Origin of the sequence: Streptomyces sp. HSG2 (genome assembly GCF_016598575.1) — a bacterium.
Lineage (GTDB): Bacteria > Actinomycetota > Actinomycetes > Streptomycetales > Streptomycetaceae > Streptomyces.
This window is the reverse complement of record NZ_CP066801.1, coordinates 3,531,889-3,557,700: the sequence shown is the minus strand read 5'-3', so window position 1 is coordinate 3,557,700 and position 25,812 is coordinate 3,531,889. Positions and strand designations below refer to the sequence as shown.

Below are 25,812 nucleotides of genomic sequence, written 5' to 3'. Positions count from 1 at the left end.
TCACCTTTCCTCGTATCGCCGTCTGGGGGTCAGCTGTCGTCGCGGGCGAGCCCCGCGTGATCGGGGAAGAACCGCACCGGCAGGCTGGAGAACCCGGTGAGCAGGTTGGACCGCACTCGGGGGGCGTCCCCGGTGCGCTCGAAGCCCGTGGTGAAGTCCCTTAGCGCCATGAGCAGTTCGGATATCTCCACCTTGGCGAGGTAGGAGCCGACACAAAAGTGCGGCCCGTATCCGAAGGAGATCTGCTTGTTGGGGGCGCGCCCCAGGTCGAAGGTGTCCGGTCGGTCGAAGACGCGCTCGTCGCGGTTGGCGGAGGCGTGCCAGAGCGTCACGATGTCGCCCTCGCCGACACGGACTCCGTGGATCTCGGTGTCGCGCACCGCGCTCCGGCCGAAGTGCATCGAGGGGGAGGCCCAGCGCAGCACCTCGTCGACGGCGGTGGCGATCTCGCAGTCGCCGCCCTTCAGCCGGCGCCACTGGTCCGGGTGGGCGGCGAGGGTGTACACGCTGTCGATCATGGTGAGTCGGCTGGTCTCGTCCCCGCCGATGATCAGGCTGTAGCAGTTGAGGACGATGTCCTCGTCGGTGAGGGGCGCGTCGTCGACGGTGCTGCCCGCGAGGACGCTCACCAGGTCCTCGCCCGGCGTCTCGCGGCGCTGTTCCACCAGGTCCTGGAAGTAGAGCAGGATCTCGTTGCGCGCCATCGCCGACTCCGTCTCGTCGGTGTCCGGTTCGTCCGCGCTCAGTGCCAGCTTGGTCTGGGTCAGCAGGAAGTCACGGTCGGACTTCGGGACGGCGAGCAGGTCCGAGATGGTGGTCATGGGGATGCGGCTGGCGATGTCCAGGGCGAAGTCGCAGCTGTCTCGGGCGACGGCTTCCCTCACCAGCGCCCGGGTGTTGGCCCGGACGGCGGCGGCGACGGGACGCAGGACCCGCGGCCCCAACGACCGCAGCAGGATCTTGCGCAGCTGCTCGTGGCGTGGCCCGTCGGTGACGGCGAGCATCCGACCGGCGCCCGCGTCTCCGCCTTCCAACAGGGTCACCAGCACGTTCCCACGCTCGGAGGTGAAGTTCTCGTCGTCGCGGTAGACGTCCATGATGTCCGCGTGGCGGGACAGCACCCAGAAGCCGGGGTGGTCTCGGGTCGGATGGTTCCAGTGGACGGGCCGGGTGTCGCGCAACGTCCGCCAGAAGCCGTTCAGGTCGTGCTCGGCGAACGTGGCGGGGTCGGCGAGATCGATGGTGTCCGGGTCGTTCGGGTCGGGGGCGGGGCGGGCGGAGTCGACCTTCGCGGGGCCGGTCGGGGCGGTCTCGGTGGGGTTCATCGCGGGGCTCCGGCGGTCGGGGCGGGGGCGGGGGCGGTCCGGTCGGCGTTCACCAGTCGGTCCGCCAGAACCGTCGTCGGCGGAACGGGTAGCCGGGCAGGGGGACGCGATGGCTGCGCTCGCCACGGTGCAGGGCGGCGAAGTCGACGCGCCGGCCGCCGGTCCAGACGGCGGCCAGCCGGCGCAACGTCTCCCGGTCGCGGGTCTCACCGGTGGTGGCGGGCGCGAAGCCGTCGTCGGTCTGGCGGAACCCGGCCGCGGCACCCTCGCCGTCGGCGGGTTCGACGCCGGGACCTTCGGCGAGCGCCGTGACCAGCTCGGCCACGTCGCTGACCACGGCCGCCCAGCGTCGGGGCATGACCTTGCGGCCGAGGTTGAGGCTGAAGCAGATGTCGTCGAGCCGCGCGTCGGGGCGGTCGAGGATCCACTCACGCAGCGCGGCCCGCCGTTCGGCCAGGGCCCGGTCGTCGAGGGCCGAGAGGGTCGCCAGGCGCGGGGCGCCGGACTCCGGTTCCCGGACGGGCGGGGCGGGCGGCTCCTCCAGGACGAGATGCGCGTTGTATCCGCCGCCGCCCAGGGCGGTGACACCGGCCCTGCGGATTCCGGACTCCGGCTCCCAGTCGGCGGCCTCGATCTGCGGGACGAACGGGGTGCTGGGGAAGTCCAGGTCCTCGTTGACCTCGGTGAGGTTGATCGTGGGGGCCAGGGTGCGGTGGTACAGGGCCAACGCCGCCTTGACGGCGCCGGATCCACCGGCGGCCACGCCCGCGTGACCGATGTTCCCCTTGACCGAGCCGATGGAGCAGGTGGCGGTCTGCTTGCCGAAGGCCATCTGCGCCGCCCGGACCTCCAGACCGTCGGTGATGGGCAGGCCGAAACCGTTCGCCTCGTACATGGAGACGGTGTCGGGGGTCACCCCGCCGGCGTGCATGGCACCGGCGACGCAGGCGCTGAGGCGCTCGGGCTGGGCGAATCCGTACGACACGGCGCTGGCGCCGTTGTTGTTGATGGCGGTGCCCTTCACGGTGGCGTAGACGTGGTCGCGGTCGGCGACGGCCTCCTGGAGGGGCTTGAGCAGGAACGTGGCGACGCCGCTGGCCAGCCTGGTCCCGGTGCCGTTGGCGTCGAACGGGCGGCAGCGCCCGTCCCGGGACATGATGCGGCCCTCCTCCCAGAGGTAGCCGCGTCGGTGTGGCAACCGGACCATGACGCCGCTGGCCAGGGCCATGTCGGTCTGACCGAGCAACAGGGACTGGCAGGCCAGGTGCACGGAGTAGTGGAACCCGGAGCACACCGCCGTCACGGTGATCGCCTCGCCGGTCAGGCCGGTGTAGAAGAGGGCGTTGGAGGTCATCGTGTCGGTGAACCAGGCGTTGCTGCGGTCCATCACCTCGGGGCCGACGGAGGCCCAGTCCGGTGGGGAGATGTACTGCGCCGGGGTCATCGGGTTGGCCCCCGCGTAGACGCCGACCTCGCCCCGGACGCGCTCGGGGTCGTAACCGGCGTCCTCCAGCGCCTCCCAGACGCTCTCCAGGTAGATCCGGTGTTCCGGCGTCATCAGCCGTGCCGTGCGATCGGAGATCCCGAAGACCTCGGGGTCGAACTCGTCGTAGCCGTCGAGACTGGCGCAGGCCCGCACGTACGCGGGGTTGTTGACGATCGCCTGGTCGACCTCGATCTCCTCCGGGCGGAGGAAGGTGATGGACTCCCGCCCGTGGACGAGGTTGTCCCAGTACCGCTCCTTGTTCCGCGCGCCGGGGAAGCGGCACGCCATGCCGATGACCGCGATGTCGCTCGGATCGTATTCCTGCTCGGGGTTGTCGCTCATCTGCCTCAGGGCCTCCATCGGGCGAGGACGGTGGGGTACGGGAGGGTGTCAGTCGGCGGCCGGGCGGCCTCGGCCCCGTACCGCGGACCGTCGGGCGGCGGCCCGCCGCCGCGCCTCCTCGATGGCGTCGGGGACGGTGTCGCCGTCGTCGTCCAGCCAGCGGCCGAGCGAGGCGATGTCGCGGAACCGGAAGAGGTCGGAGACCCCCACTCGCCGGCCGAACCGGCGGGTCATCTGCTTGGCCAGCCGGACCAACAGCAGGGAGTTGCCGCCGAGGTCGTAGAAGGCGTCCCGCACTCCGATCGTCGCGGGGTCCCGCTTCAGGAGGTCTCCCCAGATCTCGGTCAGCGCCGTCTCCGTGGGGGTGCCCGCCGGCTCCGAGACCGGGGAGGCCGCGGGGCTCGGGGGTTCCGGCAGGGCGGCCCGATCGGTCTTGGCGTTCGGGGAGAGCGGGAGCGCGGCGAGGAAGACGACGGTCTCCGGGACCATGTGGTCGGGCAGGACGCCCGCCAGCCGGTCGGTGATCCGCGTCTGGAGGTCTGCGTCGAGCCAGGGCTCGCCGCCGTCCGCTCCCGCGCGGGACCCGCCGTCCTTGGGAACCACGTAGGCGACCAGCGTCCCGGCGCCCCGTCCCCCGCCGTCCGGGCGCACCACGGCCGCGGCCTCACGCACCTCGGGGCACTCCGCCAGCCGTGCCTCCACCTCCTCGGGCTCGATGCGGTGGCCCCGCACCTTGACCTGGTGGTCGACCCGGCCGACGAACTCCAGTTCCCCGTCGGCGGTGTAGCGGGCGAGGTCGCCCGTCCGGTACATGCGCTCGCCGGTGAGGTGCGGATCGGGAACGAACCGCTCCGCGGTGGTGCGCGGGCGGTTCAGATAGCCCCGGGCCAAACCGGCACCCCCGAGGTAGAGTTCGCCGGCCGTGCCGATCGGCACCGGGCGCAGCAGGCCGTCCAGGACGTACAGGCGCGCCGTCGAGGAGGGGACGCCGATCGAGGGCTCTCCCGTCCCGTCCCGGGCGACCAGCTTGAAGGCGCAGAACACCGTCCCCTCGGTGGGACCGTATCCGTTGAACACCCGGTCCGCGCCGGTCTCGCGGTAGACGCGGTCGACGAGTCCGCGTCGCACCGCCTCGCCCCCCAGGACCACGGTGCGCAGATTGGGCGGGGCCCCGCCGGCGTCCAGCAGCCCGGTCATCACGGAGGGCACGGTGTTCAGGTGGGTGACCCGATCCAGATGCGGGCTCTCGGGGAGGTGGACCGCGCTCTCCAGCAGGACCACCGCCCCGCCCCGGGTGAGGGGCGCGAAGATCTCCATGACGGACAGGTCGAAGCAGACGGAGCTGACGGCGGCCACGCCGCTCATGTCGCAGCCCGCGAAGATCCGGTCGGTCTCCTCCAGCATCGCCGCGCAACTGGCGTGCCGGATCGGCACCCCCTTCGGCCTGCCGGTCGATCCGGAGGTGTAGATCACGTACGCGGTGTCCGCCGGCACGCACGGGACCGGGGCGCCGGCGGACGCGGCGTCGGCCGTGCCGTCGGCCATCAGGACGGCCGAGCCGGGCGGGCAGCTTCCCTTGGAGGCAGTAGTGGTGACGGTCAGTCGGACACCGCTGTCCTCCACCATGAAGCGCAGGCGCTCGGCGGGGTACTTCGGATCCAGCGGCACGTAGCAGGCTCCCGAGCGCAGGATGCCCAGGATGGCGACGAGCAGTTCCGGGGAACGCTCGGCGCAGACGCCGACGGGGACACCCGGTCGCGCCCCCTCGGAGGTGAGCCGTTCGGCCAGGAGGGCCGATCGCCGGTCGAGTTCGCCGTAGGTCACGACCCCCTCGTCGAAGAGGACGGCCGGTGCGTCCGGGTGGTCGGCCGCGTGCTCCAGGAACCCTCCGTGCAGGGTGCCGTTCGTGGGGTTCATCGGTTCTCCTCCTTCGGCGGTGCGGCGGCCGGACGCGCGAGCGGCCCGTCCGGCGAGTCGATCGCCTCCAGCAGGACGGAGCGGAAGTGCTCCAGGAGTGTCGTCACGGTCTCCCTTTCCAGGAAGTCGGGCTTGTACTGGACCTGGCCGATCACCTCGCCGGCGACGTCGGTCATCGTGATCTCCAGGTCGAACTTGGCGAAGTGGCGTTCCAACGGCAGCGGAACGAGGGGCAGCGCGCCGGTGGGCCCCACCGGGTCGCCGATTCCGTGGAAGAGGGTGTTGACGCTCGTGAAGGCGTCTCCGGACAGCCAGTTGACGGCGAAGTCGAACCACGGCGGACGACCCTCCGGGCGCGGCGGGTTGAGCTCCGACACCAGCAGGTCGAACGGGTAGTCCATGTGCTCCAGCAGACCGAGCGCGTAGGCGTGCACCTCGGCCAGCAGCTCGCGGAAGTCCCGGTCGGCGGACGGCCTGGCCCGTACCGGGACGGTGTTGAGGTAGTACCCGACCGCCGATTCCCTTCCCGCCGCGCCGCGCTGGGCCACGGCGGTCGCGACCACGGCGTCCTCGACGCCGGCGAGGCGATTCAGCGCCGCGAAGAAGCCCGCCAGCAGCAGGGTGCTCATCGAGACCCCTTCGCGGACCGCGAAGTCCTTCAGCGCGCGACCGGCCTCCGCGTCCCAGCGGAACGTCAGGTCCTCCCCGGTGTAGCCGACTCCGCCGGCGCGGGGCCCGGCGCGCGTGGACCCGTCCGCGCGGGGCAGGTCGAGGTGGGGCGGCGGGTTCTCCAGCCGTCCCGCCCACCAGTCGAGCGCGGCCTTCGCCTCGGGGCCCTCCAGCCAGTCCCTCTCCCACTCCACGAAGTCCGTGTACGCGGGGGCGGGTCCCAGGAGGGTGGAAGCCCCCCCGGCCATCAGACCGTAGAGCTCCTGGAGGTCGCGGACGACGATGTCGATGGTCTCGGCGTCGGAGGCGACGTGGTGGACGACCAGCAGCAGATGATGGTCCCGCGGACCCCGTGACATCAACACGGCACGGAGAATGGGCCCCTCGTCCAGGTCGAGCGGGCGGTGTCCGTGCTCGATGAGCGCCCGGCGGACCTCGTCGTCGTCGAGGCCGGAGGCGTCGACGGCCAGGAACTCGTGGACGGGTTCCTCCAGGACGAGCTGGTAGGGCCGTCCTCCGGCTTCCACGAAGACCGTGCGCAGCGCCGGGTGGCGCTCCACCAGGGCACGCACCGCCCGCTCCAGCACGCGCGGGTCGAGAGGTGTGGTGACGCGGGCTCCGAACATCAGGTTGTAGGCGACGCCGTCGGGCGACAGTTGCTGCATGAACCACAGCGCGGACTGTCCGTGCCCGGCGGGCGCCACGCGGAAGGCCGCGTCGTCGTCCTCGCCGGCGGCCCGCAGGGCGTCCAGGGCCGGGGTGGTGTCGTCGGGGGCGGGCAGAAGCCCCCGGGCCACCAGCTCGTCGAGCAGCTCCTCGGCGTCGGGCTCCGTCAACGTCTCGACGAACGGGGTGCGCCGGTCCGTTCCGGCCCGCGCCGGGGGCGCCGCGACCGCCGTCGGCCGGGGCCCGACCACGAGACCGAGCAGGTGGTCGAGCAGCTCGCCCACGGTCCGTTCCCCGACGAACTCCACCGGTGACATCCGATGGCCCACAAGCGTCTGCATCCGGTTGCTCAGCCGGATGGCCAGCATGGAGTCCAGCCCGAAGTCGACCAGTCGGGATCCGGCGGACAGGACGGCGGGGGCCAGCCCGAGCGTCTCGGCGATCTCGCCGAGGAGAGCCTCGCGGGTCGGAGTCGACTCGTCGGCCGCGTCGGGCACCGGGGCGCCCGCCTCCGGGGTGTCGCGCACCGGCTCCGCCGACCGCCGGGAGGCCGTCTCCGCGCCGGCATCCCTCGAATCGGGCGCCGGCGGCGGGGCGTCCAGCCAGTAGCGGTCCTTCTGCCACCGAACGAGGGGCGTCTCCACGACGCGCGCGTCACGGGGGAAGAGCGACTCCAGGTCCATGGGCACGCCGTCGGCGTAGAGGATGGCGACGGACCCCAGCAGGCTGCGCGTGTCGCTCTCGCCCCGTCGCAGCGACTCCACGACGCGCGCCTGGACGCCGTGGGCGAGCGCCGTCTCCTCGACGGCGCCGCGCAGCACGCCGTGCGGGCCGATCTCGACGAAGGTGTCGATGCCGTCGGCGACCAGTGCCGAGATGGCGGGGGCCAACCGGACGGCTCGGCGGAAGTTGCTCACCCAGTAGTCGGCATCGACCCGCGGGCTCACCGCGTCCGGGACGGCCGTGGAGTGGAAGGGGATGGCGAACGGTCGGGGTTCGACGTCCCTCAGCTCCTCCCGGAGCGGCGGGAGTACGGGGTCCATCAGCACGCTGTGCGCCGGCCGCTCGACCCGGACGGTCCGGACCGGGACACCGGCCCGCTCCAGGTCCGCGGTGAGGACGCGGACGGCGTCGGGGGCACCGGAGACCACCGTGCTGGTCGGGCTGTTGAGCGCCGCGACACCCAACCGGGCCTCGTGGCCCGCGAGGTGGGGTGCCAACTCCTCCTCGGACGCCTCCACGGCGATCATGGCGCCCTCGACGGCCTTGTGCTGCATCAGGTGGGAACGGACGACGGTGACCCTGGCCCCGTCGGCGAGCGACAGCGCCCCGCCCGCGACGGCCGCGGCCACCTCGCCGATGCTGTGCCCCACCACCGCCGACGGCTCCACGCCAAGGCTCCTCCACAGGCGCGCCAGACAGACCTGGAGGGCGAAGAGCACCGGCTGCTGGATGTCCATCTCGTCCAGCCGGGAGGACTCGAGCGGCGCCGCCAGCGCGTCGAGCACCGACCAGCCGGCCACCTCGGCCACCGCCCGGTCGCACTCCGCCATCCACTCCCGAAAGCCCTCGTGCCACCGGAGCAACTCACGGCCCATGCCGACCCAGTGGGCGCCACTTCCGGAGAAGACGAACGCGACGCGCCGGTCGCCTCCCCCGGTGTCCCGTCCGCGCACCACGTCCGGGTGGGGCTCCTCGGCGCCCGCGCGCGCCAGGCACCGCAGGACCTCCCGCCGGTCGCTCGCCAACAGGACGGCGCGGTGGGCGAGCGGCGTCCGCCGGGTGGCGAGCGTGTGGCCGAGGTCGGACGTGCGCAGGTCGGGATCGCGCTCGACGTGACCGGCCAACTCGCGGCAGGTGTCCCGAAGGGCCTCGGGGGAGTGCGCGGTGACCGGCACCAGGGTGGGCCAGGGCCGGGGGCGACACGTGTCGTCTCCCTCGACCGGGTCGGTGACGGCCGGGCCGGTCGCCCCCCGGGGGCCGGGGGGCGCGTGGCGGCCCCGGGCGCCGGTCACGAGGGCGTCCGCCGCGACCGGGTGCCCCGCCACGTGCAGCGCGCCCAGCGCGGCGAGCAGGCTCCGATCGTCGTCGACCCCGCGCCGCAGGGAGGGCAGGCAGGTCACACCCCGTCCGGCCAGGGTCTCCGCAACCGGCCTGAGCAGCACCGGGTGCGGGCTGAGTTCGATCACCGCGTCGACCCCGCGCTCGCCGAGGGTCGCCACGGCATCGGTCAGCCTGCTCTCCCGGCGCACGTTGTCCGCCCAGTAGGCCGGCCCCAGCTCCTCCCCGGCGATCTCCGCACCGGTGACCGTGGAGATCATCGGGATGCGGCTCGCGGTGGGCGCGATCGGGCGCAGGGCGGTGGTCAGCGGCGCCAGGACCGGCTCCACCTGCGGGGAGTGCGCGGCGTACCCCATCCGCACACGGTGCACGGCGACGCCCTCGGCGGCGAGACGTCCGGTCAGCGCGTCCAGGTCGTCCGTCGCACCGGAGAGCAGCGTGGACTCCGGGCCCAGCCGGCCCGACAGGGTCACACGGTCGCCCTCCGCGGCGATCAGGGGCAGGACGCGCTCCGCGGCACAGGCCGCCACCACGCTGTCGCCGCCGCCCACGGCCAACTGTTGCACCAGGCGGGCGTGGTGCGTGGCCAACAGTGTGGCGTCGTCGAAGCCGAGCGCGCCCGACAGGTACGCGGCGGTGAACTCCCCGACACTCTGGCCGAGGACGACGTCCGGCTCCACCCCCAGGGACCGCCAGGTGTCCGCCAGTGCGACCTGGACTGCGAAGAGCAGCGGCTGGGCGGCCTCCATGTCGTCGAGCCGGGCGTCCTCCTCCGCCGCGAAGAGCAGGTCCGCCACGGAGAGGCCGGACAGCTCCCGCACGCGTTCGTCGACCCGCGTCAGGGACCGGCGGAACGCGGGCGACCCGACGGCCAGTCGGCGTCCCATTCCGAGCCACTGCGAGCCGGTGCCGGAGCAGAGGAACGCCACCCGCGGCCTCCGCCGGCCCGATTCCCCGACCGTCAGCCCGTCGTGAGGGCGTCCCTCCTCGAACGCCGTGAGTTCGGAGAGGAGTTCGGCACGGTCGCGAGCGACCGCCGCGAGCCGGTGCGGGCCGTTCCCCAGCGCGCGCAGCGCCTGGGAGCAGAGGGCCGGGAGCGCCGCCCCGGGGTCCTCCACGAGGAGGGTCCGCAGTTCCGAGACGCGTCGATCGAGCGCCTCCCGCGAGTCCTCGGCCAGCAGCAGCAGCGCGTGTTCGGGATGCGGCAGTTCCTCGGCGACCACGTGGCAACTGGTGCCGCCGAAACCGAACGCGCTGACGCCGGCCGACCGCCCCTCCGGACGGCGCGGCCACGGCGTGGTGCGGTCCTGCACCCGCAGCCCGGCGCTCTCGAAGGGAATCCGAGGGTTGGGGATGTCGTAGTGCAGGCTGGCCGGCAGGACGCCGTTGCGCAGCGAGAGCGCCACCTTCACGAGGCCGGCGATGCCCGCGGCCGGTTCCAGGTGGCCGATGTTGGTCTTCACCGAACCGATCCGCAGCGGGTCCCCGGGGTCGCGGTCGGGGCCCAGGACGGCGGCCAGCGCCTTCGCCTCGATGGGGTCGCCCAGCGGCGTCCCGGTGCCGTGGCACTCCACGTAGTCCACCCGCGAGGGGGACACGCCGGCACGGTCGTAGGCGGTCCGCAGCAGGGCTTCCTGGGCCAGCGGGTTGGGGGCGGTGAGGCCGTTGCTGTGGCCGTCGTTGTTGACCGCGCCGCCGCGGATCACGCAGTACACGGGGAGCCCTCGCTCCAGCGCGGTGCGCAACGGCGCCAGGACGACCACCGCCGCGCCCTCGCCCCGGACGTACCCGTCGGCGCGGGCGTCGAAGGTCTTGCAACGGCCGTCCGGGGAGAGCGCGCCCAACTGGTCCATGGCCGCGAAGTGATCGCCCAGGAAGGCAAGGTTGACCCCGCCGGCCAGGGCCAGATCGCTTTCGCCGGACCGGATGGACTGGCAGGCGAGGTGGACGGCGACGAGCGAGGAGGAGCAGGCCGTGTCCAGCGCCATGCTGGGTCCCTGGAGTCCCAGGACGTAGGAGACGCGGTTGGCGATGACGCTGTCGTGGGTGCCGGTCGCGGTGTGGGGGCCGATCGGCCCCCGGGTGCCGGCGCGGTGCGCCAGCCCCATGTAGTCGCTCCAACTGGCGCCCATGAAGACGCCGGTGTCGCTCCCGACGAGTCCGCGCGGCGGCACCCCGGCGTCCTCCAGGGCCTCCCAGGCCAATTCGAGGATCAGCCGCTGTTGCGGGTCCATGGCGGTGGCCTCGCGGGGCGAGATGCCGAAGAAGAGCGGGTCGAAGAGATCGATGTCGTCCAGGTGACCTCCCCACCGAGGCGCGCCTCCGTCCCCCGCCAGGTCCCGGCGGGAGGGCGGGGTCGGGCCGACCGCCTCCCGGCCCTCCGTCAGCAGCCGCCAGAAGGACGCGGGGTCGGGGGCTCCGGGCAGTCGGCATCCGATGCCGACCAGCGCGACCGGCTCGGGGGCGCCGCGCGTGGTCCGCGACCTCCCGGGGAGGGAGCGCGGCGCGGTGGGCCCACCCCCCGTTCCCCGGGCGAGGGCGACGCTCAGGCCCTCCACGGTGGGATGGTCCCAGACCAGGGTGAACGGGATCGGACGACCCAGGTACTCGGACAGGGCGGCGACCAGGCGCACGGCCTTGGCGGAGTCCAGCCCGTACCGGTGGAGCGGCGCGCGGCGGTCCACCTCGTGACGGGAGACGTCCAGCAGCTCCTGGAGCCGGGCGAGCGTGAAGTCCCTGATCTCGTGGATGCTGCGTGAACTGGCCTCGGCTGACATATCTCTTCCTCACAGCGGCACGGGGGACTCGTCCGGATCACCTGGCCCCACTGTTCGTCAGAAGTCGGTGACCGCTCAAACGTTCTTTGCCGATGCACTGGAACACCTGAGGTGATCCTCGGACGCCGCCACCGGGGCGGGGGCCCGGTCCGCACGGGCGCTCGCCGCCCTCCGGTCCCGGCACTTCGGCCGGTCGCCTCCGTCGCCACGAACTCCCGCTTCGGCGCGACGCGTTCGGGAGGGGTGCGCCGAACGGGCCCTGGCGCCCCGTGCTCGCGGATGATACGACTGCCTTGGCAGCCAATGCATTGGCTGCCAACTATTCATCCTCGGAAGGGTTCGGTCGTGACCAAACTCCTGCTCTCGCTCCACGTCCTGGCGTCGATCGTGGCGATCGGCCCGATCACGGTCGCGGCGTCGATGTTCCCCCGCTTCGTCCGACCGGCCCCCCGGGAGGGCGGGGCGCGCACTGCCGCCGGGGCCGCGTTGCTGCATCGGATCTGCCGCGGGTACACGGTCGTCGCCGCCGCCGTGCCCGTTCTCGGCGTGGCCACCGGCGCGCGGATGGGCGTGCTCGGCGACGCCTGGCTCATCGCGTCGATCGTCCTCACGGCCGTCGCGGCGGCCCTGCTGCTCCTCTCGATCCTCCCCGCCCAGGAACGCCTCCTCGCGGTGACGGACGCGGACGCGTCGGGGGACGACGCGACGACGGGCGCGGCGCTCTCATCGAGGGCGGCGACCCATTCGTCGGCACGACTCGCCATGACCACCGGGGTCTTCAACCTGCTGTGGGCGACCGTCGTGGTCCTGATGATCGTCCGACCGGGCTCCACCACCGGCGCGTGAGTGCGGCACCCCACGGAGCACGGCGCGCGGGCCGCCACCGGCCGGGCCGAGCCGAATCAGGAGGCCGGAACGGCGCGGCAGCGCCGACAGGCGCGGGCCGAGCCGGCCACGACGGCGTGGGAGGCGGCGGCGAAGACGCCCGCCGCGAAGAGCGGCGGCCGATCCGCCCCCGACACGACGGCGACCGCGAGCGCCAGGGCGGCGAGTGCCGTGGACGCGCCCGCCACGGTGGCCGACCAGGCCACGCCCGACGGAAGCCCGCCCGGAGTGGGAAACCGCCGGGCGACCGGCCCGGTGACGATCAGCGCCGCCCCGGCGAGAACGGCGGCGACCCCCGCCAGACAGGTCAGGTGCGAGGCCAAGGCCTGTGCGAAGAAAGCCAGTTCCGGGCCACGGCCCGAATCGGTCCGGTGAACGAGGTATCGACAGGCGACAAGCAGCGGCACGGTGGCGGCCACGGCACGCGCGGTGCGCCGGGTCTGGGCGATCGTCAACTCCCGCTGCCAGCTGTCCGCCAGCTCCGCCACCGTCCCCGATTCCCGCACCGCCCGCCGGGCCGCCGTCCGATACGGCACCCCTTCCCGACCGTGGTCCGACGCCGCGTCCTCCAGATCGAGCCGCAGCGCCTCGATCATGCGGGCCTTCACCCCGGCCGGGCCACGCACGGCGGACGCCAGAGCGCGGGCGTGGTCCCCGATCGGGTCGACCGAGGGAGCGCCCTCGCTCATGTGGCCGCCTCCGGCGGCGCCGGATCGAGAACCGCGCCGATGGCGGCCGTGAACTCCTGCCAGGCCGTCCGTTCACCGGCCAACGACCGCCGCCCGGCCTCCGTCAACTCGTAGCAGCGCCTTCGGCGCTCGCCGGAGGTCTGCCAACTGCTGCGCAACAACCCCAGCCGCTCCAGACGATCCAGCGCGGGATAGATCGTCCCGGTGCGCAGTTCCAGGACGCCGCCGCTGCGACGCTGCACGGCGGTGATGATCGCGTAGCCGTGCAGGGGCCCGGTCTCGAGGGCGGCGAGGAGAAGTCCGTCCAGGTGGCCGCGGACCGCGTCGTGTCTCACACCCGCAGCCTAGCCATCGAGCCGACACGCGCGCCATACCACCCGAGGCTCCCGGCCCGTCGGATCGGCGGGGCGTTGAACCATCCGCGCACGCGACACGTCATGAGGTGCGTGGAGCGGCTCGGCGATCGTCGACCCACTCCCGAGCCGCCTCCCGCCGGAGCCGACAGACGCCACGAAGGAGCCCCGATGAGCGCCAAGCCGACGCTGGACGACCGGTTGACGGCCGGCAGGCCGATCGTCCTCGGACTGTTCCGCATCGTCCTCGGACTGCTGTTCGCCAGCGAGGGCGCGGCCACCGTGTTCGGGGTTCTGGGCCGCGACAGCAGCCCCGTCGGGGACTGGCCGTACTGGTACGCGGGGGTGATCGAACTGGTCTGCGGCGTTCTCGTCCTGCTGGGCGCGGCGACACGCCCGGCGGCGTTCCTGAGCTCCGGGATCATGGCCTTCGCCTACTTCACCGAGCATCAGCCGGACGGGCTGTTCCCCTTGGAGAACGGCGGATTGTCGCCGGCGTTGTTCTGCTGGGGCTTCCTGCTCTTGGTCTTTTTCGGTCCGGGCACGCCCGGCCTGTCCGGAACGCGCCCGCGAGGCGACCGCCGAGACGGTCGTCCCCCGCGCCGTCGGGGGGCCGTCAGCCCAGGGCGGCGGTGATAGCCAAGAGCACCACCTGGGTCGTGATGACGGCGGCGGCGGCCGCCGGATGGGCCAGCGCCACGGGCAGCGCGTGCCGCCGGTGCGTGCCCTCGGCGCGCTCCGTCAGTCGCTCCCGAACCTCCTCGTCGATTCTCGCCAGGAGGGACATGGTCACCTCGATTCCCTCGTACCGGCCGGCGTGTGCCAGGCCGGGGCCGCGGCTCTCCACGCCCCGACTCCTCCGCGGGCAGCCCGGCTCAGCCGCCGACGGCGATTTCCACCACCCCCGAGACCACGGCGGAGACACAGATCCCCACCGTGAACGCCACCGCCGCGGCGGCGAGAGTGACCGGCCCGTGCTGTTCGGGAAGGATGTCTCCGCGGCTCCCCTCGTCCAGGGGGCCTTGGGCCGACAGCGACGCCCGTACGTCTTCCATGTTCCGCTCTCTTCCTACGCCCGTCCCCGGGCCGCCGGCCACCGACCGTCCGGTGGCGATCTCGGGCATCTCGGAGTCCGTCCTCACCCGAAGGTCGTGGCGGCACCGACGACTCCGACGCAGCTGATGCCCAGGCCCGACACGAAGGCCAGGCCGACCGTCAGGGCCGCCGCGACGGGCCCCTTGTCGCCGCCCGGCCATCCGGCCTGATCCTCGGTCAGCGGGGCGTCGAACACATCCGCCACGTCAGCCCTTTCCACGCGTTTCATGCCCACTCCTCCGGTGCGATGTGGAAGCACAGCCAAGCGAGGGACTCACCGGGGTCCAAGGCCCGGCCCGAACATCGGCCGGCCCAGTCGCCGCGGCCCTCGTGCCGATTACAGGGTGACCTGGCGACGCGGCCCCGCGCCTCCCCCGCCCGGTGAAGACGAGGGGATGAACGGATATCGCCCGAAAGGGGGAGAACTCCTCGGGCGAGGGTCCCACGTGAGGCGGGTGCCCCTGCCCTTCGCCGATGTCCACCCTCGGTCCTCGATCGTTACTCCCGTCGGCTCCGCGGGCCGTGCGGGGACGCCCCCCGACACCCCACCCGCCGCGGGCACCGGCCCGACGTGGCCGCCCCGCACCCCCACACGAGAGAGCGACAGCCCATGGCCGAAACCGCCGGCTCCCCCGCCCCGGCCCCCACGCTCACCCCCGCGCCCGTCGTGCTCAGGGAGGACAGGTTGGACTACACACCCGTCTCCCGGAGCGTGCCGTCGGCCCGACGCAGAGTGGCCCGGCTCGTCGTCGACTGGGGGGCGCCGGAACTCGCCGGCGACATCGCCCTGGTCGTGTCGGAGCTGATGACCAACGCCCTGCTGCACGGAACCCCGAGCGGTCGGCTCGTCCGGGTGCACCTCAGCCTCCGCGACGGCGGCGTGCTGCGCCTGGAGGTCGGCGACCCCCGAGGCAAGCGCCTGCCCCGCCCGCGACCGCCCGGGGAGGACAGCGGGCGGTTCGGTCGCGGCCTGCTCCTGGTGGGCGCCCTGACGGACCGGTGGGGCTGGGAGCCTCGAACGGTGGGGAAGGTGGTGTACGCGGAGTGGGTTCCCCGGGACCGCCCCGCACTCCCGGCCATGCGAAGGCCCGGACCTCAGGCGGAGATGCCGTCGATCCGGGCCAGGGCGTCGTCCGCGCCGTAGGGCTGCAAGTAGGGCAGCCAGCGAGGGTCTCGGTGCCCGGTGCCGATGATGCGCCAGGCCAGGCCGGAGGGCGGGGCGGGTTTGTGTCTGAGGCGCCAACCGATCTCGCCGAGGTGGCGGTCGGCCTTCACGTGGTTGCAGCGACGGCAGGAGGCGACCACGTTGTCCCAGACGTGCCGGCCGCCCCGGCTTCGCGGAACGACGTGGTCGACGCTGGTCGCGACCCCACCGCAGTACATGCAGCGGCCCCCGTCCCGGGCGAAGAGCGCCCGCCGGGTGAGCGGGACGGGGCCTCGATAGGGGACCCGCACGAAACGCTTGAGGCGCACCACGCTGGGCGCGGGGACGGTGAGGGCGGCACTGTGCAGGTGGGCGCCGGATTCCTCAAGGCACACGGCCTTGTTCTCCAGTACGAGGACGAGCGCGCGGCGGAGCGGTACGACGCCGAGTGGCTCGTACGACGCGTTGAGGACCAGGACGTGCGGCACCGATGCCTCCTTGTACGCCGGCGGCGCGTGGCTCGCGCCGGGACGATTCACCGCCAGTCTCCCCTCATGGCTGGTGGAAACGCCACCATGTCCGAGTAACGGGCCGGGGGTGTTTTCGACCACACCCGGGGCGTTCGGGGGAGCGCGCGCTGGTCAGGCGCCGGCCGGTGCCCCATCTGGCCGGGAGTTCGCGCCGATGGCGGCCGTGTGCCCCGTTAGTGTGGTGCCTCCGCACTCCGGTGACCTTTTCGTGACCTTGGATCGCGTTCGAGCCTCGGGGGGCCGTCCCCGCCGTGCCGGAGGGCGTCGCACCTGGAGGTAACCGCCGTGTCCCCGTCCGCCGCGCTCCTGCCGGCCGCCGACTCCGACCCCTCCCCCACGCCTTCGCCGACCACTCCCCCGCCGGAGCCGACGGAGCCGCCGGTTCCGGCGGTGCCCTCGGTGCGCGACGCACAGGAGGGCGCGGCGAACGCGGCCGGCTGGATCGAGGAGAACTGGTCGACCTGGCTGGCGATCGGCCTGCGGGTGCTGCTGATCGTCGTGGTGGCGACGGTGCTCCGAGCCCTGGTGCGGCGGGCGATCACCCAGCTGATAGACCGGATGAACCGGACCGCGCCAGCCACGGGCGGCACCCTGGGCGGCTTGTTGGTCAACGCCGAACGCCGCCGGCAGCGATCGGCGGCGATCGGCTCGGTACTGCGCTCGGTGGCGAGTTTCCTGATCGTCGGCACCGCCGCGTTGATGGTCCTCGGCACGTTCCAGATCAACCTGGCCCCGCTGCTCGCCTCGGCCGGCGTCGCCGGCGTGGCGATCGGCTTCGGCGCGCGCAACCTGGTGACGGACTTCCTCTCCGGCGTGTTCATGATCCTGGAGGACCAGTACGGGGTGGGCGACAGCGTCGACGCGGGCGTGGCGCGCGGCGAGGTCGTCGAGGTGGGGCTGCGCGTGACCAAGCTGCGCGGCGAGAACGGCGCCATCTGGTACGTGCGCAACGGTGAGGTCAAGCGGATCGGCAACCACTCCCAGGGCTGGGCCACGGCGGGCGTCGACGTCACCGTGCACCCCTCGGAGGACCTGGACCGGGTGAGGGACGTCCTCACCGAGGTCGGCGCGGTCCTGGCTCGGGAGAGTCCCTGGAACGAACAGCTCTGGGGGCCGGTGGAGGTCCTCGGTCTGGACAGCGTGCTTCCCGACTCGATGGTCCTGCGGGTCTCGGCGCGGACGATGCCGGGCGCGGCGCTCGGCGTCGAACGCGAGCTGCGGTGGCGCGTCAAACGCCGGTTCGACGCCGAGGGCATCAGCATGACGGGAGGGGCACCCGCGCCGGAGGCGGAGGGCTCCGATCCGGCGGTCGAGGTGGCCGCGCCCTCGGCCCACGCCGGCGGCGGCGCGTAGCCCCGGTCCCCGGGCCGAGGACCCGCGGGAGCCGGCGGACCCGCTCGGTCGCGCCCGGCGCCGGGCGGCTCCGGGGCTCGCGGCCACGCGGACGCTCACATGTCGGGAAGCCCCGGCGGGCCTCCCCGAAGGCACCGCCGTCCTCGGCACGGTGGGCGCGGACGGCACGGTGGTCGTCGCCGGGCGCGGGTTGTCGGAGTCCCGCCGAGAGCAAGCGCGGGGAACGACGGGCGGGCAGGTACGGGGGCGGGCAGGGGGCGTGGCGGACGGGACGCGCCGCCCGCGCCTGCGCACCCGCCCCCGAGGCGGCCGACGGCACTGCGCCTGAGCGCCGTTGGCGACGGCCTCCGATGGGTACGACTATCGGCACGGCGACCGTCCGCTGATGGGGCGGGCGTGGACGGGCGTCCGTCCGGACACGACGGCGGGCGCGACGAGCGGCACGGCGGCGACACACGTCCGACACGGCGAGAGGCGATCGATGGGCAGCGTGGGAATTGCCGGGCAGGTGATGGACCGGGACGCGGTGGACCGTGCGCTGAACCGGCTGGACGCCGAGCACGAGGCCGTCGAGACCTCCCTCCTGGCCCTCCAGGACCACGCGGGCCGCAGGCTCCTGGAGGGAGCGCGCCTCACCGGCACCACCGCGGAACGCCGGGCCGTCGCGGAGGAGTCGATCTCCCTGCTGTGGGCGTGCTTCGACGCGTACGGCGAGGCGGTGCGGACCGCGCGTCAGATCCGCGCCCGTCGCCGCCGGTCCAGCCCGGAGGATCTCGCCGAGCTGACCGAGCTGCTCCGCGGGCCGTGCGTGACGGTGGCCGGGGGCAACGCCAACGGAGGGACGCCGCCACACGAGGTGGCCGCCCCTGGACCGTCGGTCGGCGAACGGTACACGCTGGCCGCTGTGGTGGACCGGATGAACGAACTCCACGCCGTGGCGCTGGACACGGTGGTGGCCGCCGACGCGGTCTGGTCGACACTGCCCGCGCGCGTGGATCTGCTGGCGGCCGAGCTGCGGCGTACCCGGCAACTGGCCCACTCCGCCCGAGTCCGCCCCGGCGAGCACCCGACCGGCGACGACCTGGAGCGGATCACCCGGGCGTTGGACCGGCTGCGCGAGCGGATCGTGTCCGACCCGCTCGCCTTCTGGACCGCGAACGAGGGGAGTTCGGCCCCCGGCTGCGGCCGGCCGGACACCACCGAGTACGACCGCCAGGCGCGCCGTCTGGAGGACGCGCGCCGGGAGGTCGAGGCCGTGCTGACGGTCCGACAGGACGCCGAGCGGCGGCTCATCCGGCTGCGGGACGTGCTCTCGCGGGCGGAGCGCACCCTGGCGGAGGCGCGGACCGCGCGCGGGGAGGTGCTGGCGAAGATCGCGGCGACCGAGGTGCCCGTGGTCGGCGGGTCTCCCACCCGTCTGCGTGAGGAGTTGACGCAGGCCGCCGAGCATCGCGCGCACGGACGGTGGCACCTGCTGTCCCCGCTGCTGGAGTCACTGGAACGTCGCGCGGAGGACGAGTTGCGGCGGGCCCGCGCCTCGCTGACGGCGGTGACCGCGCCGCTCGCCGTGCGGGCCGAGCTACGAGGCCGCCTCGACGCCTGCCGCGCCGAGGTCGCCCGGCACGGGTGGGCGGAGGACCCCGAGTTGGTCGAACGATACGAGAGGGCCCGGCGGATGCTGTGGAGCGCCCCCTGCGACCTGCGGGTGGCGGCGCGGGCCGTACTGCGCTATCGACAGGCCGCGGCCGAGCAGTACGGCGGGTCCCGACCCGGCGGTTGACCGACGAGAGGGGTGCCGGCGGTGCCCCGAGGGAGCACGTCGTCGCCGACCGGACCGGCCAAGTCACGAACCCGAAGACAGGCGTTGTGCCGGCCGGCGATGACGGCCCAGGGCGTCCTCGCCCGGGTCCAGGTGTCCGAAAGCACCCGTCGGGGCGCCGGGGCCACCCTGACGTCGGTGCCGCGCGATCCGCTCCGGCATGCGGCGGCACGTGTGGTGGCGGTGCGGGCGGGTATCCGGCGAGACGCGGCGACGCGGACCGACGTAGGCTTCGCGGAGGACCTGAAGGCGGCGGCGGAGCAGGTGGAAGCCCTGACGGAGTACGGTCTGGACCCGGCCCGACGCGAGCGGTCGGCCACCGAGGTCCTCGTATCCGCCCTGGACTGGATACTGTCCGGGGGCCGGGCCTCCACCGCCTCCGCCGCCGGGGCAAGGACGTCGCTCGGCAGCACGCTGGGCGAGCGGGGCTCGCGCTTCGGACCGGAGCGCGCGCACCGCGCGCCGGCCCGGCCGGCCGAGGGCGGCGAGGAGAGGAACGACCTGGTGGAACGTGCCAACCGCTATCGCCCTCGGACGTGGGTGTAATCGATGTCGCAGCAGCCCCGGTTGTCCGCCTGCCCGAACTGCGCGGAGGCCCTCTCGTCGGGTGACCGATTCTGCGGAGCGTGCGGCTACGACCTGTCGGTCGTTCCCGCGCGCCCGAGGGACGAACCGACGATCGCCCTGGACGGGCCGGGCCCGTCCCCCTGGCGGCCCGACGGGCCGTCGGGCCGCGTCGAGTCGGCGTCCCCCGCCCCCCCTCCCCCCTGGTCCGAGTACACCGGTGAGGGAATCCCGCCCGGCGCGCCCGCGCCCGGCCGCCTCGGTCCGTCGGCGCCCGCGTGGCCCGCGCCGGCCGGGGAGTCCGCCGTACCGGAGGGTTCGCCCCTCCCGACCCCTCCGGCCGGCGGCCCACACCCGGGGACCGCGCGGCCGTGGCCCGGCGGCCCCTCCCCCACGCTCTCCGACGCGGCGGGCCCGTTCCCCCCCGGCGACCCGGCGGGGCCGGGTGCGGCGCCGCACCCGGGGGCCGGGCCGCTTCCCGAGGCGGCGCCGCACCCGGCCGTACCACCCCAGCCGGCCGCGCGGCCCGATGTCGGCGGCCCCGGGGTCCGGTTCGACCGCCCCCGGGGGGCGGAGGCCCACCCTCCCCGGCCCCCGGATCCCCGCCTGGACCCCGCGCCGCCCCCCACACCCCCCGGACACTCGGCGTCCACACCCCGCGCGGGCGAGCGGGCGTGCGTCGCCTGCCGGGCGGGACGCGTGGACCACGACGGCCACTGCGAGACCTGCGGCCACGCCCAGCCCCGCGAACGAGACCGTGTGGAACAGGAGTCCGGCTCCCTCGCGGCGGTCAGCGACCGGGGTCTGCGTCACCGCCGCAACGAGGACGCCTTCGCGATCGGTCGGACGGCACTGCCGGACGGCTCCGCCGCCCGGGTGGCCGTGGTGTGCGACGGGGTCTCGTCGGCCACCCGACCCGACGAGGCCTCGCTCACCGCGTCGGACACCGCCGGCCGGACGCTGCTGGCGGCCCTCGCGCACGGCGCCCCTCCGCAAGGGGCCATGCACGACGCCGTCGTCGCCGCCGCGCGGGCCGTCGACGCCCTCGCCGCCGGGCCCGACGTGGCCGGCGGGGACCCGCACCGCAACGCCCCCGCGTGCACCCTGGTCGGCGCCGTGGTGACCGCCACGGCGCTCGTCGTGGGATGGGTGGGCGACAGTCGCGTCTACTGGGTGCCCCAGGACCGCGCGGCACCGGCGGCGCGCCTGACCGAGGACGACTCCTGGGCGGCACAGATGGTCGCCGCCGGTCTGATGGACGAGGCGGAGGCGTTCGCCGACGAGCGCGCCCACGCCATCACCGGCTGGCTGGGTGCGGACGCCTACGAACTGGAGCCGCACACCGCGTCCTTCGCCCCGGATCGCCCCGGTGTGGTCGTGGTCTGCACCGACGGTCTGTGGAACTACGCCGAGACGGCCGGGGAGATGGCCGCCATCGTCCCCCACGACGCGGCCGAACGCCCCCTGCACGCGGCCCGGGTACTGGTGGGCCACGCACTGGACGGTGGGGGGCACGACAACGTAACAGTGGCCGTCGTGCCGTTCCCCGCCACGCCGTGGGGGTAGGTATGCGGGCCTGAGGTCGTGTGCCCGGGGGCGCGCGCCTCGTGGGCCGCAGGGGGCGGCCCGCGTCACCGTCGTCCCGGCGGCGGGGAGCGGAGGGGGAGCCGATCGCCATGGTCGTTTTCACCAAGCCGAACGAGCCGCGGTTCTCGGTGGAAATCCATCAGAACCCGTACCTGCCCGAGGGCGGTCGACAGGTCGACGCGATCGCCGCGGTGACCGCGTCGGGTGGGGGGACCGTCGGCGGACGGATCCCCGGTGACGCGGGCCGCGCCCGACGCCCTGCCGGGTCGGGCGCCTCCGCGGCCGTGGCGCTCATGGTCGACTGTTCGGGCTCCATGGCCCACCCACCGCTCAAGATGCGCGAGGCCCGCCAGGCGACGGCCGCCGCGATCGACACGCTCCGCGACGGGGTGCGCTTCGCGGTGATCGCCGGTACCCACGAGGCCGCGGAGGTCTACCCCGGCGCCGGCCGGCTCGCGACGGCCGACGCCCACAGCCGGGCCTTGGCCAAGCGGGCTCTGCGGGGTATGAAGGCGGGCGGTGGCACCGCCCTCGGCACCTGGCTGCGGCTCGCGGACCGCCTGCTGTCCTCCGAGGACGTCCGCGTCCGCCACGGCATCCTGCTCACCGACGGCCGCAACGAGCACGAGACCCCGGGGGCCCTCCGGGACGCCCTGGCCGCCTGCGCGGGACGGTTCACCTGCGACGTGCGGGGCGTGGGCACCGACTGGGACGTCGCGGAGCTCACCGGGGTGGCCTCCGCGCTTCTGGGGAACGCCGACATCGTGGCGGACCCGGCCGACCTGGCGGCGGACTTCGCGCGGCTGATGGCGACGGCCATGGGCAAGGAGTTGGGGACGGTGTCGATGCGCCTGTGGACCCCGGTCGGCACCAGCGTGACCCGCGTCGCACAAGTGGCCCCTTCCGTGGTGGACCTGACCGACCGACACACACCGGTCGACACGCGACACACGGACTACCCCACCGGGTCCTGGGGCGAGGAGTCCCGCGTCTACCACCTGCGCCTCGAGGTGCCGGCCGCGGGCATCGGCCGGGAGATGCTCGCCGCGCGCGTCTCGCTGGTCGTGCCGCGCCCCGGAGAAGCGTCGCGGGACCTCGGCGCCCAGGGCCTGGTGCGCGCGCTGTGGACCGACGACCTCGCCGCCGCCACCGCGTCGGACCCCCACGTCGCGCACTACGACGGACAGGCGGAACTGGCACAAGTCGTCCGACAGGGACTGGAACTCCGCAGAAGGGGAGATGTCGACGGCGCCACCGTCATGCTGGGACACGCGGTGCGCCTCGCCGACGCGTCGGGGAACGAGGACACCGCGCGCCTGCTCGTGAAGGTGGTGGACGTGGTCGACGCCGCGGCAGGTACTGTGCGACTGAAGACGACGGTCGGGCAGGCGGACGAGATGGCTCTCGAAACCCGCTCGACCAAGACGGTCCGGGTCAGGAAGTGACACGGACACCCATCCGCGATCAGCGCCGCATGAGGGGGAAGCACGGACATGCCGACCTGCCCGAACGGACACCAGTCGGGTTCCGACGACTGGTGCGAGGTCTGCGGTCACCGCATGGCCGGTTCCGTCCCACCGCCGCCACCGCCGCCCCCGGTCGTCGGAGGCTACGGCTTCCCACCCCCGGCGGGAGACGGCCCCGAAGGACACGGCGCGCCCTCCGGGGCGTGCCCGCGGTGCGGCACGCCCCGTGAGGGAGCCGCGCCCTTCTGCCAGGGTTGCCGGTGGAACTTCCCCGCCGAGGGCGCCATCCCCTACGCCCCCGCCGCCGACCACCGGCCCGCCCCGGGACCGTCGTCCCACTACGAGCCGACGCCCGACCCCGCGTCCCACTACGGCGACGGCTACGACTATCCCGGCTCCCGCCCCTCACGCACGAACCGTCCCGCCGAGCCGATACCCCCGGGCCGGACCGGCTTCGACGACGGGCCGTCCCTCTACACCTCGCCCCCGCCTCCCGAGGGCCCCGGCGGCGGACCGTACGGGTTCGAGCCGGCGGATCGGGTGCCTCGGGGACCACACCACCAGAGCCCGCCGGCGCCGGGTTTCCCCCGGCCGGCGGACGGAGGCGCGCCCTCGGGCGCCCCCCACCGGGGCGACGACTGGACGCTCCCCCCTCCCACCTCGCCGGGCCTCGCCCCGGGCGAGCCCGACGGGTACGGCTACTCCCAGCCCCCGCACGCCATGGGGCGGACGGCGACGTGGACGGCGACCATCGGTCCGGACCGCGACTACTTCGTCGCGATGATGCGACGTTCGGGACCCGAGGCCGCCGGTCTCGACCTCCCCGCGTACTCCCCGGAACAACACCGCACGCTCTCCGGCGACCAGGTGACCATCGGACGGCGGCGCCACTCCACCGGCGACACCCCCGACATCGACCTGTCCGTGCCTCCGGAGGACCCGGGCGTCTCCCACCAGCACGCGCTCCTGATCCCTCAGCCGGGCGGGGGGTGGGCCGTCGTCGACCAGAACTCCACCAACGGCACCACGGTCAACGGCGGCGAGGAGCCGATCCAGCCGTACGTGCCGGTGCCGTTGCGCGACGGCGACCGCGTGCACGTCGGAGCCTGGACGACGATCACGGTACGCCGGGGCTGACCGACCGACGCCCGGAGCGCCGTGGCGGCCTCGCCCTTCCCGGCCGGCGATCCGGACCGGGGACCGCTCGCGGTCCCGGGCGCCCGGCCCGCGCGGTCGGGCTGCCGGGGGGCGCCTCGCTGCCGTCGGGCGTCGGGCGTCGGGCGTCGGGCGTCGGGAGCGACGATCCGCCGGACTCGACTCCGCTCTTCCACCGTCTGAGACCATGGAGGGGTGAATGAGATTCGGCGCGGCACACTGCGGGAGCAGACGTTCTACGAGCAGGTCGGCGGGGAGGAGACCTTCCGCCGGCTCGTCCACCACTTCTACCGGGGTGTGGCCGAGGATCCACTGCTGCGGCCCATGTACCCGGAGGAGGATCTGGGCCCGGCGGAGGAGCGCCTGACCCTGTTCCTGATCCAGTACTGGGGCGGTCCGAACACCTACAGCACCAACCGGGGCCACCCTCGGCTGCGGATGCGTCACGCACCGTTCACCGTGGACCAGGCGGCGCACGACGCCTGGCTTCGGCACATGCGGGCGGCCGTCGACGAGCTGGGCCTGTCCGAGGAACACGAGCGGACGCTCTGGAAGTACCTCACCTACGCCGCGGCATCGATGGTGAACACCCCCGGCTGACCACGTCCCGCCCGGCAGGCCTCCACACCCGCCGGGAGGGTCGGCCCGAAACGACCGCGGCTCGGCGCGAGAGCGCGTGGCCTCACCGCCCGCTCGACGGGGCCCGAGCGCGCGACCCGACAGCGGCGGAAGCGTCTCGGGTCCGGCGGTGGCGAGCCTTCGAAGTCGGCCGGCGGCCCCGGTCACCCGTCCCGGCGCTCGCCGTCAGACGGTGGCCGGCGGCCCCAGCCCGGTCCGGCGGACGGCGACGGAGCCATGGGACGTGCGCAGCCTCAGCCAGGCCCCGGCGGCGAGGAGCACGGGGCCGACGGGCCCCTCCGCCCCTCGCGGGGTTTCCCCTCCGCGGCCCAGGAAGCCCATCGACTGCGCGGCGTGCACGGCACGCACCGGAAGTGCGGTCGAGCCGACCGGCCGCGACCAGATCTCCCGCCCGATCGCGTCGGGCATGGGGCCGCTCCGCTCTTCGGCGTCCAACTCCCCCGTGCGGCGACGGAACTCGGCGACCCCTGCGGCGACCAGCTCGCGCAGCGACTCCGAGGCGGGCAGCCCCGGCTCGGGACGCCATCCGCCACGAGGCGGCAACACCCCCACCCACGGTGGCCCGGTCACCCCGGCCGGCACCGGCGCCGTGGCACCCGCCTCGTCCAGGGATTCGAGCAACTCGCCCGCCGATACGGTCACGTCCAGCGTCACGCCCCCACCGTCCCCGTGGGGTTGGGCGAGCCGCGCCCCCCGCACCGCCAGCACCTCGAAGGAGGGCGGCCGGCCGAAGACCGCGACCGCGACGCCGGTGGCCTGAAGACGGACGGCGGCCCCCCGGTCGTAGTGCAGCAATCGCGAGAGGAAGGCGCCGAGATCCGCCGCCTCCCCCGCGTCGGCGAGGTGGAGCGCCGTCATACCGTGACGGCCCCCTCCTCGTCCCGCGTGCCCCCGGGCTCCGGGACTCGCAGGTAGTCCTGGAGGAACTCCCGCTCCTCCTCGGTGATCCGGCGGGGTCGTCCGGCCTCGAAGTCGAAGGGGACGATGACCGTGAGGGCCCGCGCGTAGACCGCCGCTTCGTCCTTCACCTCGTAGGCGAGGGTGAAGGAGGCGGCCCTGATCTCCGTGACCCACATCTCGATGTCGACCGGTTCGTGCCGGTGCACCAACTGGCGCTTGTAGTCGATCTCGTGGCGTGCGACCACCGACCCCTGCCGGAACTCCTTGTCCGGACGGAACAGGAAATCGATCCGCGCCTCCTCCAGGTAGCGGAGGAAGACGACGTTGTTGACGTGCCCGTAGGCGTCCATGTCCGCCCAGCGCAGCGGGCAGCGGTAGAGGTGGCGCACG

At 74.0% G+C, this 25,812-nt stretch carries 22 protein-coding genes; 10 read left to right on the top strand and 12 right to left on the bottom strand.

Translation table 11 applies throughout. The annotated features are described in order from the left end of the window. Positions 1-29: 29 nt before the first annotated feature. The 4 genes from JEK78_RS15375 to JEK78_RS15360 are packed head-to-tail and all read right to left on the bottom strand — an operon-like array spanning position 30 to position 11,243. Positions 30-1,325 (bottom strand): cytochrome P450, encoded by a 1,296-nt coding sequence (locus tag JEK78_RS15375; protein ID WP_200259539.1) that lies wholly within the window; start codon positions 1,323-1,325, stop codon positions 30-32. Between the two features lie 49 nt (positions 1,326-1,374). Next, positions 1,375-3,153: a type I polyketide synthase gene (locus tag JEK78_RS15370; RefSeq protein WP_200259536.1), complete on the bottom strand. Its 1,779-nt coding sequence runs from the start codon at positions 3,151-3,153 to the stop codon at positions 1,375-1,377. Between the two features lie 48 nt (positions 3,154-3,201). Beyond that, entirely contained in the window at positions 3,202-5,070 is a 1,869-nt protein-coding gene (locus tag JEK78_RS15365; RefSeq protein ID WP_200259533.1) for a non-ribosomal peptide synthetase, read from the bottom strand. Beyond that, positions 5,067-11,243 (bottom strand): type I polyketide synthase, encoded by a 6,177-nt coding sequence (locus tag JEK78_RS15360; protein WP_200259530.1) that lies wholly within the window; start codon positions 11,241-11,243, stop codon positions 5,067-5,069. The genes JEK78_RS15365 and JEK78_RS15360 overlap by 4 nt, the downstream gene beginning before the upstream one ends. A gap of 345 nt (positions 11,244-11,588) precedes the next feature. Here JEK78_RS15360 and JEK78_RS15355 point away from each other — a divergent pair, with 345 nt between their 5' ends. Then, a complete protein-coding gene (locus JEK78_RS15355; RefSeq protein WP_200259527.1) occupies positions 11,589-12,089 on the top strand; it encodes a DUF2269 family protein in 501 nt (166 codons plus the stop codon). 56 nt (positions 12,090-12,145) lie between these two features. Here the strand turns inward: JEK78_RS15355 and JEK78_RS15350 are convergent, their stop codons facing one another. Together JEK78_RS15350 and JEK78_RS15345 are read right to left on the bottom strand one after the other, a co-directional pair. Then, positions 12,146-12,817, bottom strand: coding sequence for a hypothetical protein (locus JEK78_RS15350; RefSeq protein ID WP_200259523.1), 672 nt, complete (start codon positions 12,815-12,817; stop codon positions 12,146-12,148). Beyond that, complete coding sequence (locus JEK78_RS15345) at positions 12,814-13,152, bottom strand: PadR family transcriptional regulator (protein WP_200259521.1); 339 nt, start codon at positions 13,150-13,152, stop codon at positions 12,814-12,816. The genes JEK78_RS15350 and JEK78_RS15345 overlap by 4 nt, the downstream gene beginning before the upstream one ends. Before the next feature lie 189 nt (positions 13,153-13,341). Between JEK78_RS15345 and JEK78_RS15340 the strand changes: the two genes are divergently transcribed. Continuing rightward, positions 13,342-13,806, top strand: coding sequence for a DoxX family protein (locus JEK78_RS15340; protein ID WP_200259518.1), 465 nt, complete (start codon positions 13,342-13,344; stop codon positions 13,804-13,806). On the opposite strand, the gene JEK78_RS15335 is transcribed toward JEK78_RS15340, so the two are convergent. From JEK78_RS15335 to JEK78_RS15325, 3 genes are all read right to left on the bottom strand, one after another. Further along, entirely contained in the window at positions 13,787-14,017 is a 231-nt protein-coding gene (locus tag JEK78_RS15335; protein WP_200259516.1) for a hypothetical protein, read from the bottom strand. The genes JEK78_RS15340 and JEK78_RS15335 overlap by 20 nt on opposite strands. Positions 14,018-14,045: 28 nt before the next feature. Then, positions 14,046-14,225, bottom strand: coding sequence for a hypothetical protein (locus tag JEK78_RS15330; RefSeq protein WP_200259513.1), 180 nt, complete (start codon positions 14,223-14,225; stop codon positions 14,046-14,048). An 83-nt stretch (positions 14,226-14,308) separates the two neighbouring features. Further along, positions 14,309-14,494: a hypothetical protein gene (locus tag JEK78_RS15325; protein ID WP_200259511.1), complete on the bottom strand. Its 186-nt coding sequence runs from the start codon at positions 14,492-14,494 to the stop codon at positions 14,309-14,311. Between the two features lie 381 nt (positions 14,495-14,875). Between JEK78_RS15325 and JEK78_RS15320 the strand changes: the two genes are divergently transcribed. Beyond that, the gene (locus tag JEK78_RS15320; RefSeq protein ID WP_200259508.1) at positions 14,876-15,409 is read left to right on the top strand and encodes an ATP-binding protein; all 534 of its coding nucleotides are present in this window, start codon (positions 14,876-14,878) and stop codon (positions 15,407-15,409) included. Here JEK78_RS15320 and JEK78_RS15315 read toward each other — a convergent pair. Continuing rightward, positions 15,361-15,897, bottom strand: a complete 537-nt coding sequence (locus tag JEK78_RS15315; protein WP_200259505.1) for an HNH endonuclease — start codon at positions 15,895-15,897, stop codon at positions 15,361-15,363. The two genes, JEK78_RS15320 and JEK78_RS15315, sit on opposite strands and share 49 nt — an antisense overlap. Positions 15,898-16,224: 327 nt before the next feature. Between JEK78_RS15315 and JEK78_RS15310 the strand changes: the two genes are divergently transcribed. From JEK78_RS15310 to JEK78_RS15280, 7 genes are all read left to right on the top strand, one after another. Next, complete coding sequence (locus JEK78_RS15310; RefSeq protein WP_200259502.1) at positions 16,225-17,292, top strand: mechanosensitive ion channel family protein; 1,068 nt, start codon at positions 16,225-16,227, stop codon at positions 17,290-17,292. A 481-nt stretch (positions 17,293-17,773) separates the two neighbouring features. After that, positions 17,774-19,072 (top strand): hypothetical protein, encoded by a 1,299-nt coding sequence (locus JEK78_RS15305; protein WP_200259499.1) that lies wholly within the window; start codon positions 17,774-17,776, stop codon positions 19,070-19,072. Between the two features lie 99 nt (positions 19,073-19,171). Continuing rightward, complete coding sequence (locus JEK78_RS15300) at positions 19,172-19,657, top strand: tetratricopeptide repeat protein (RefSeq protein WP_200259496.1); 486 nt, start codon at positions 19,172-19,174, stop codon at positions 19,655-19,657. A 3-nt stretch (positions 19,658-19,660) separates the two neighbouring features. Continuing rightward, a complete protein-coding gene (locus JEK78_RS15295; RefSeq protein ID WP_200259493.1) occupies positions 19,661-21,241 on the top strand; it encodes a protein phosphatase 2C domain-containing protein in 1,581 nt (526 codons plus the stop codon). A gap of 110 nt (positions 21,242-21,351) precedes the next feature. Then, complete coding sequence (locus JEK78_RS15290) at positions 21,352-22,707, top strand: VWA domain-containing protein (protein ID WP_200259490.1); 1,356 nt, start codon at positions 21,352-21,354, stop codon at positions 22,705-22,707. A gap of 48 nt (positions 22,708-22,755) precedes the next feature. Continuing rightward, positions 22,756-23,865: an FHA domain-containing protein gene (locus JEK78_RS15285; RefSeq protein WP_200259487.1), complete on the top strand. Its 1,110-nt coding sequence runs from the start codon at positions 22,756-22,758 to the stop codon at positions 23,863-23,865. 213 nt (positions 23,866-24,078) lie between these two features. Beyond that, positions 24,079-24,483 carry a globin gene (locus tag JEK78_RS15280; protein ID WP_200259484.1) on the top strand — a complete coding sequence of 135 codons (405 nt, stop codon included), beginning with the start codon at positions 24,079-24,081 and terminating at the stop codon, positions 24,481-24,483. 204 nt (positions 24,484-24,687) lie between these two features. Here the strand turns inward: JEK78_RS15280 and JEK78_RS15275 are convergent, their stop codons facing one another. Continuing rightward, positions 24,688-25,380, bottom strand: a complete 693-nt coding sequence (locus JEK78_RS15275; protein ID WP_200259481.1) for a hypothetical protein — start codon at positions 25,378-25,380, stop codon at positions 24,688-24,690. After that, the gene (locus tag JEK78_RS15270; protein ID WP_200259479.1) at positions 25,377-25,811 is read right to left on the bottom strand and encodes a thioesterase family protein; all 435 of its coding nucleotides are present in this window, start codon (positions 25,809-25,811) and stop codon (positions 25,377-25,379) included. Before JEK78_RS15270 ends, JEK78_RS15275 begins: the two co-directional genes overlap by 4 nt. Position 25,812 lies beyond the last annotated feature (1 nt).

Coding starts and splice junctions, on each gene's coding strand:
- JEK78_RS15375 (WP_200259539.1), bottom strand. CDS start 1,325: ATGAACCCCACCGAGACCGCCCCGACCGGCCCCGCGAAGGTCGACTCC.
- JEK78_RS15370 (WP_200259536.1), bottom strand. CDS start 3,153: ATGAGCGACAACCCCGAGCAGGAATACGATCCGAGCGACATCGCGGTC.
- JEK78_RS15365 (WP_200259533.1), bottom strand. CDS start 5,070: ATGAACCCCACGAACGGCACCCTGCACGGAGGGTTCCTGGAGCACGCG.
- JEK78_RS15360 (WP_200259530.1), bottom strand. CDS start 11,243: ATGTCAGCCGAGGCCAGTTCACGCAGCATCCACGAGATCAGGGACTTC.
- JEK78_RS15350 (WP_200259523.1), bottom strand. CDS start 12,817: ATGAGCGAGGGCGCTCCCTCGGTCGACCCGATCGGGGACCACGCCCGC.
- JEK78_RS15340 (WP_200259518.1), top strand. CDS start 13,342: ATGAGCGCCAAGCCGACGCTGGACGACCGGTTGACGGCCGGCAGGCCG.
- JEK78_RS15330 (WP_200259513.1), bottom strand. CDS start 14,225: ATGGAAGACGTACGGGCGTCGCTGTCGGCCCAAGGCCCCCTGGACGAG.
- JEK78_RS15325 (WP_200259511.1), bottom strand. CDS start 14,494: ATGAAACGCGTGGAAAGGGCTGACGTGGCGGATGTGTTCGACGCCCCG.
- JEK78_RS15320 (WP_200259508.1), top strand. CDS start 14,876: ATGGCCGAAACCGCCGGCTCCCCCGCCCCGGCCCCCACGCTCACCCCC.
- JEK78_RS15305 (WP_200259499.1), top strand. CDS start 17,774: ATGGGCAGCGTGGGAATTGCCGGGCAGGTGATGGACCGGGACGCGGTG.
- JEK78_RS15300 (WP_200259496.1), top strand. CDS start 19,172: ATGACGGCCCAGGGCGTCCTCGCCCGGGTCCAGGTGTCCGAAAGCACC.
- JEK78_RS15295 (WP_200259493.1), top strand. CDS start 19,661: ATGTCGCAGCAGCCCCGGTTGTCCGCCTGCCCGAACTGCGCGGAGGCC.
- JEK78_RS15290 (WP_200259490.1), top strand. CDS start 21,352: ATGGTCGTTTTCACCAAGCCGAACGAGCCGCGGTTCTCGGTGGAAATC.
- JEK78_RS15285 (WP_200259487.1), top strand. CDS start 22,756: ATGCCGACCTGCCCGAACGGACACCAGTCGGGTTCCGACGACTGGTGC.
- JEK78_RS15275 (WP_200259481.1), bottom strand. CDS start 25,380: ATGACGGCGCTCCACCTCGCCGACGCGGGGGAGGCGGCGGATCTCGGC.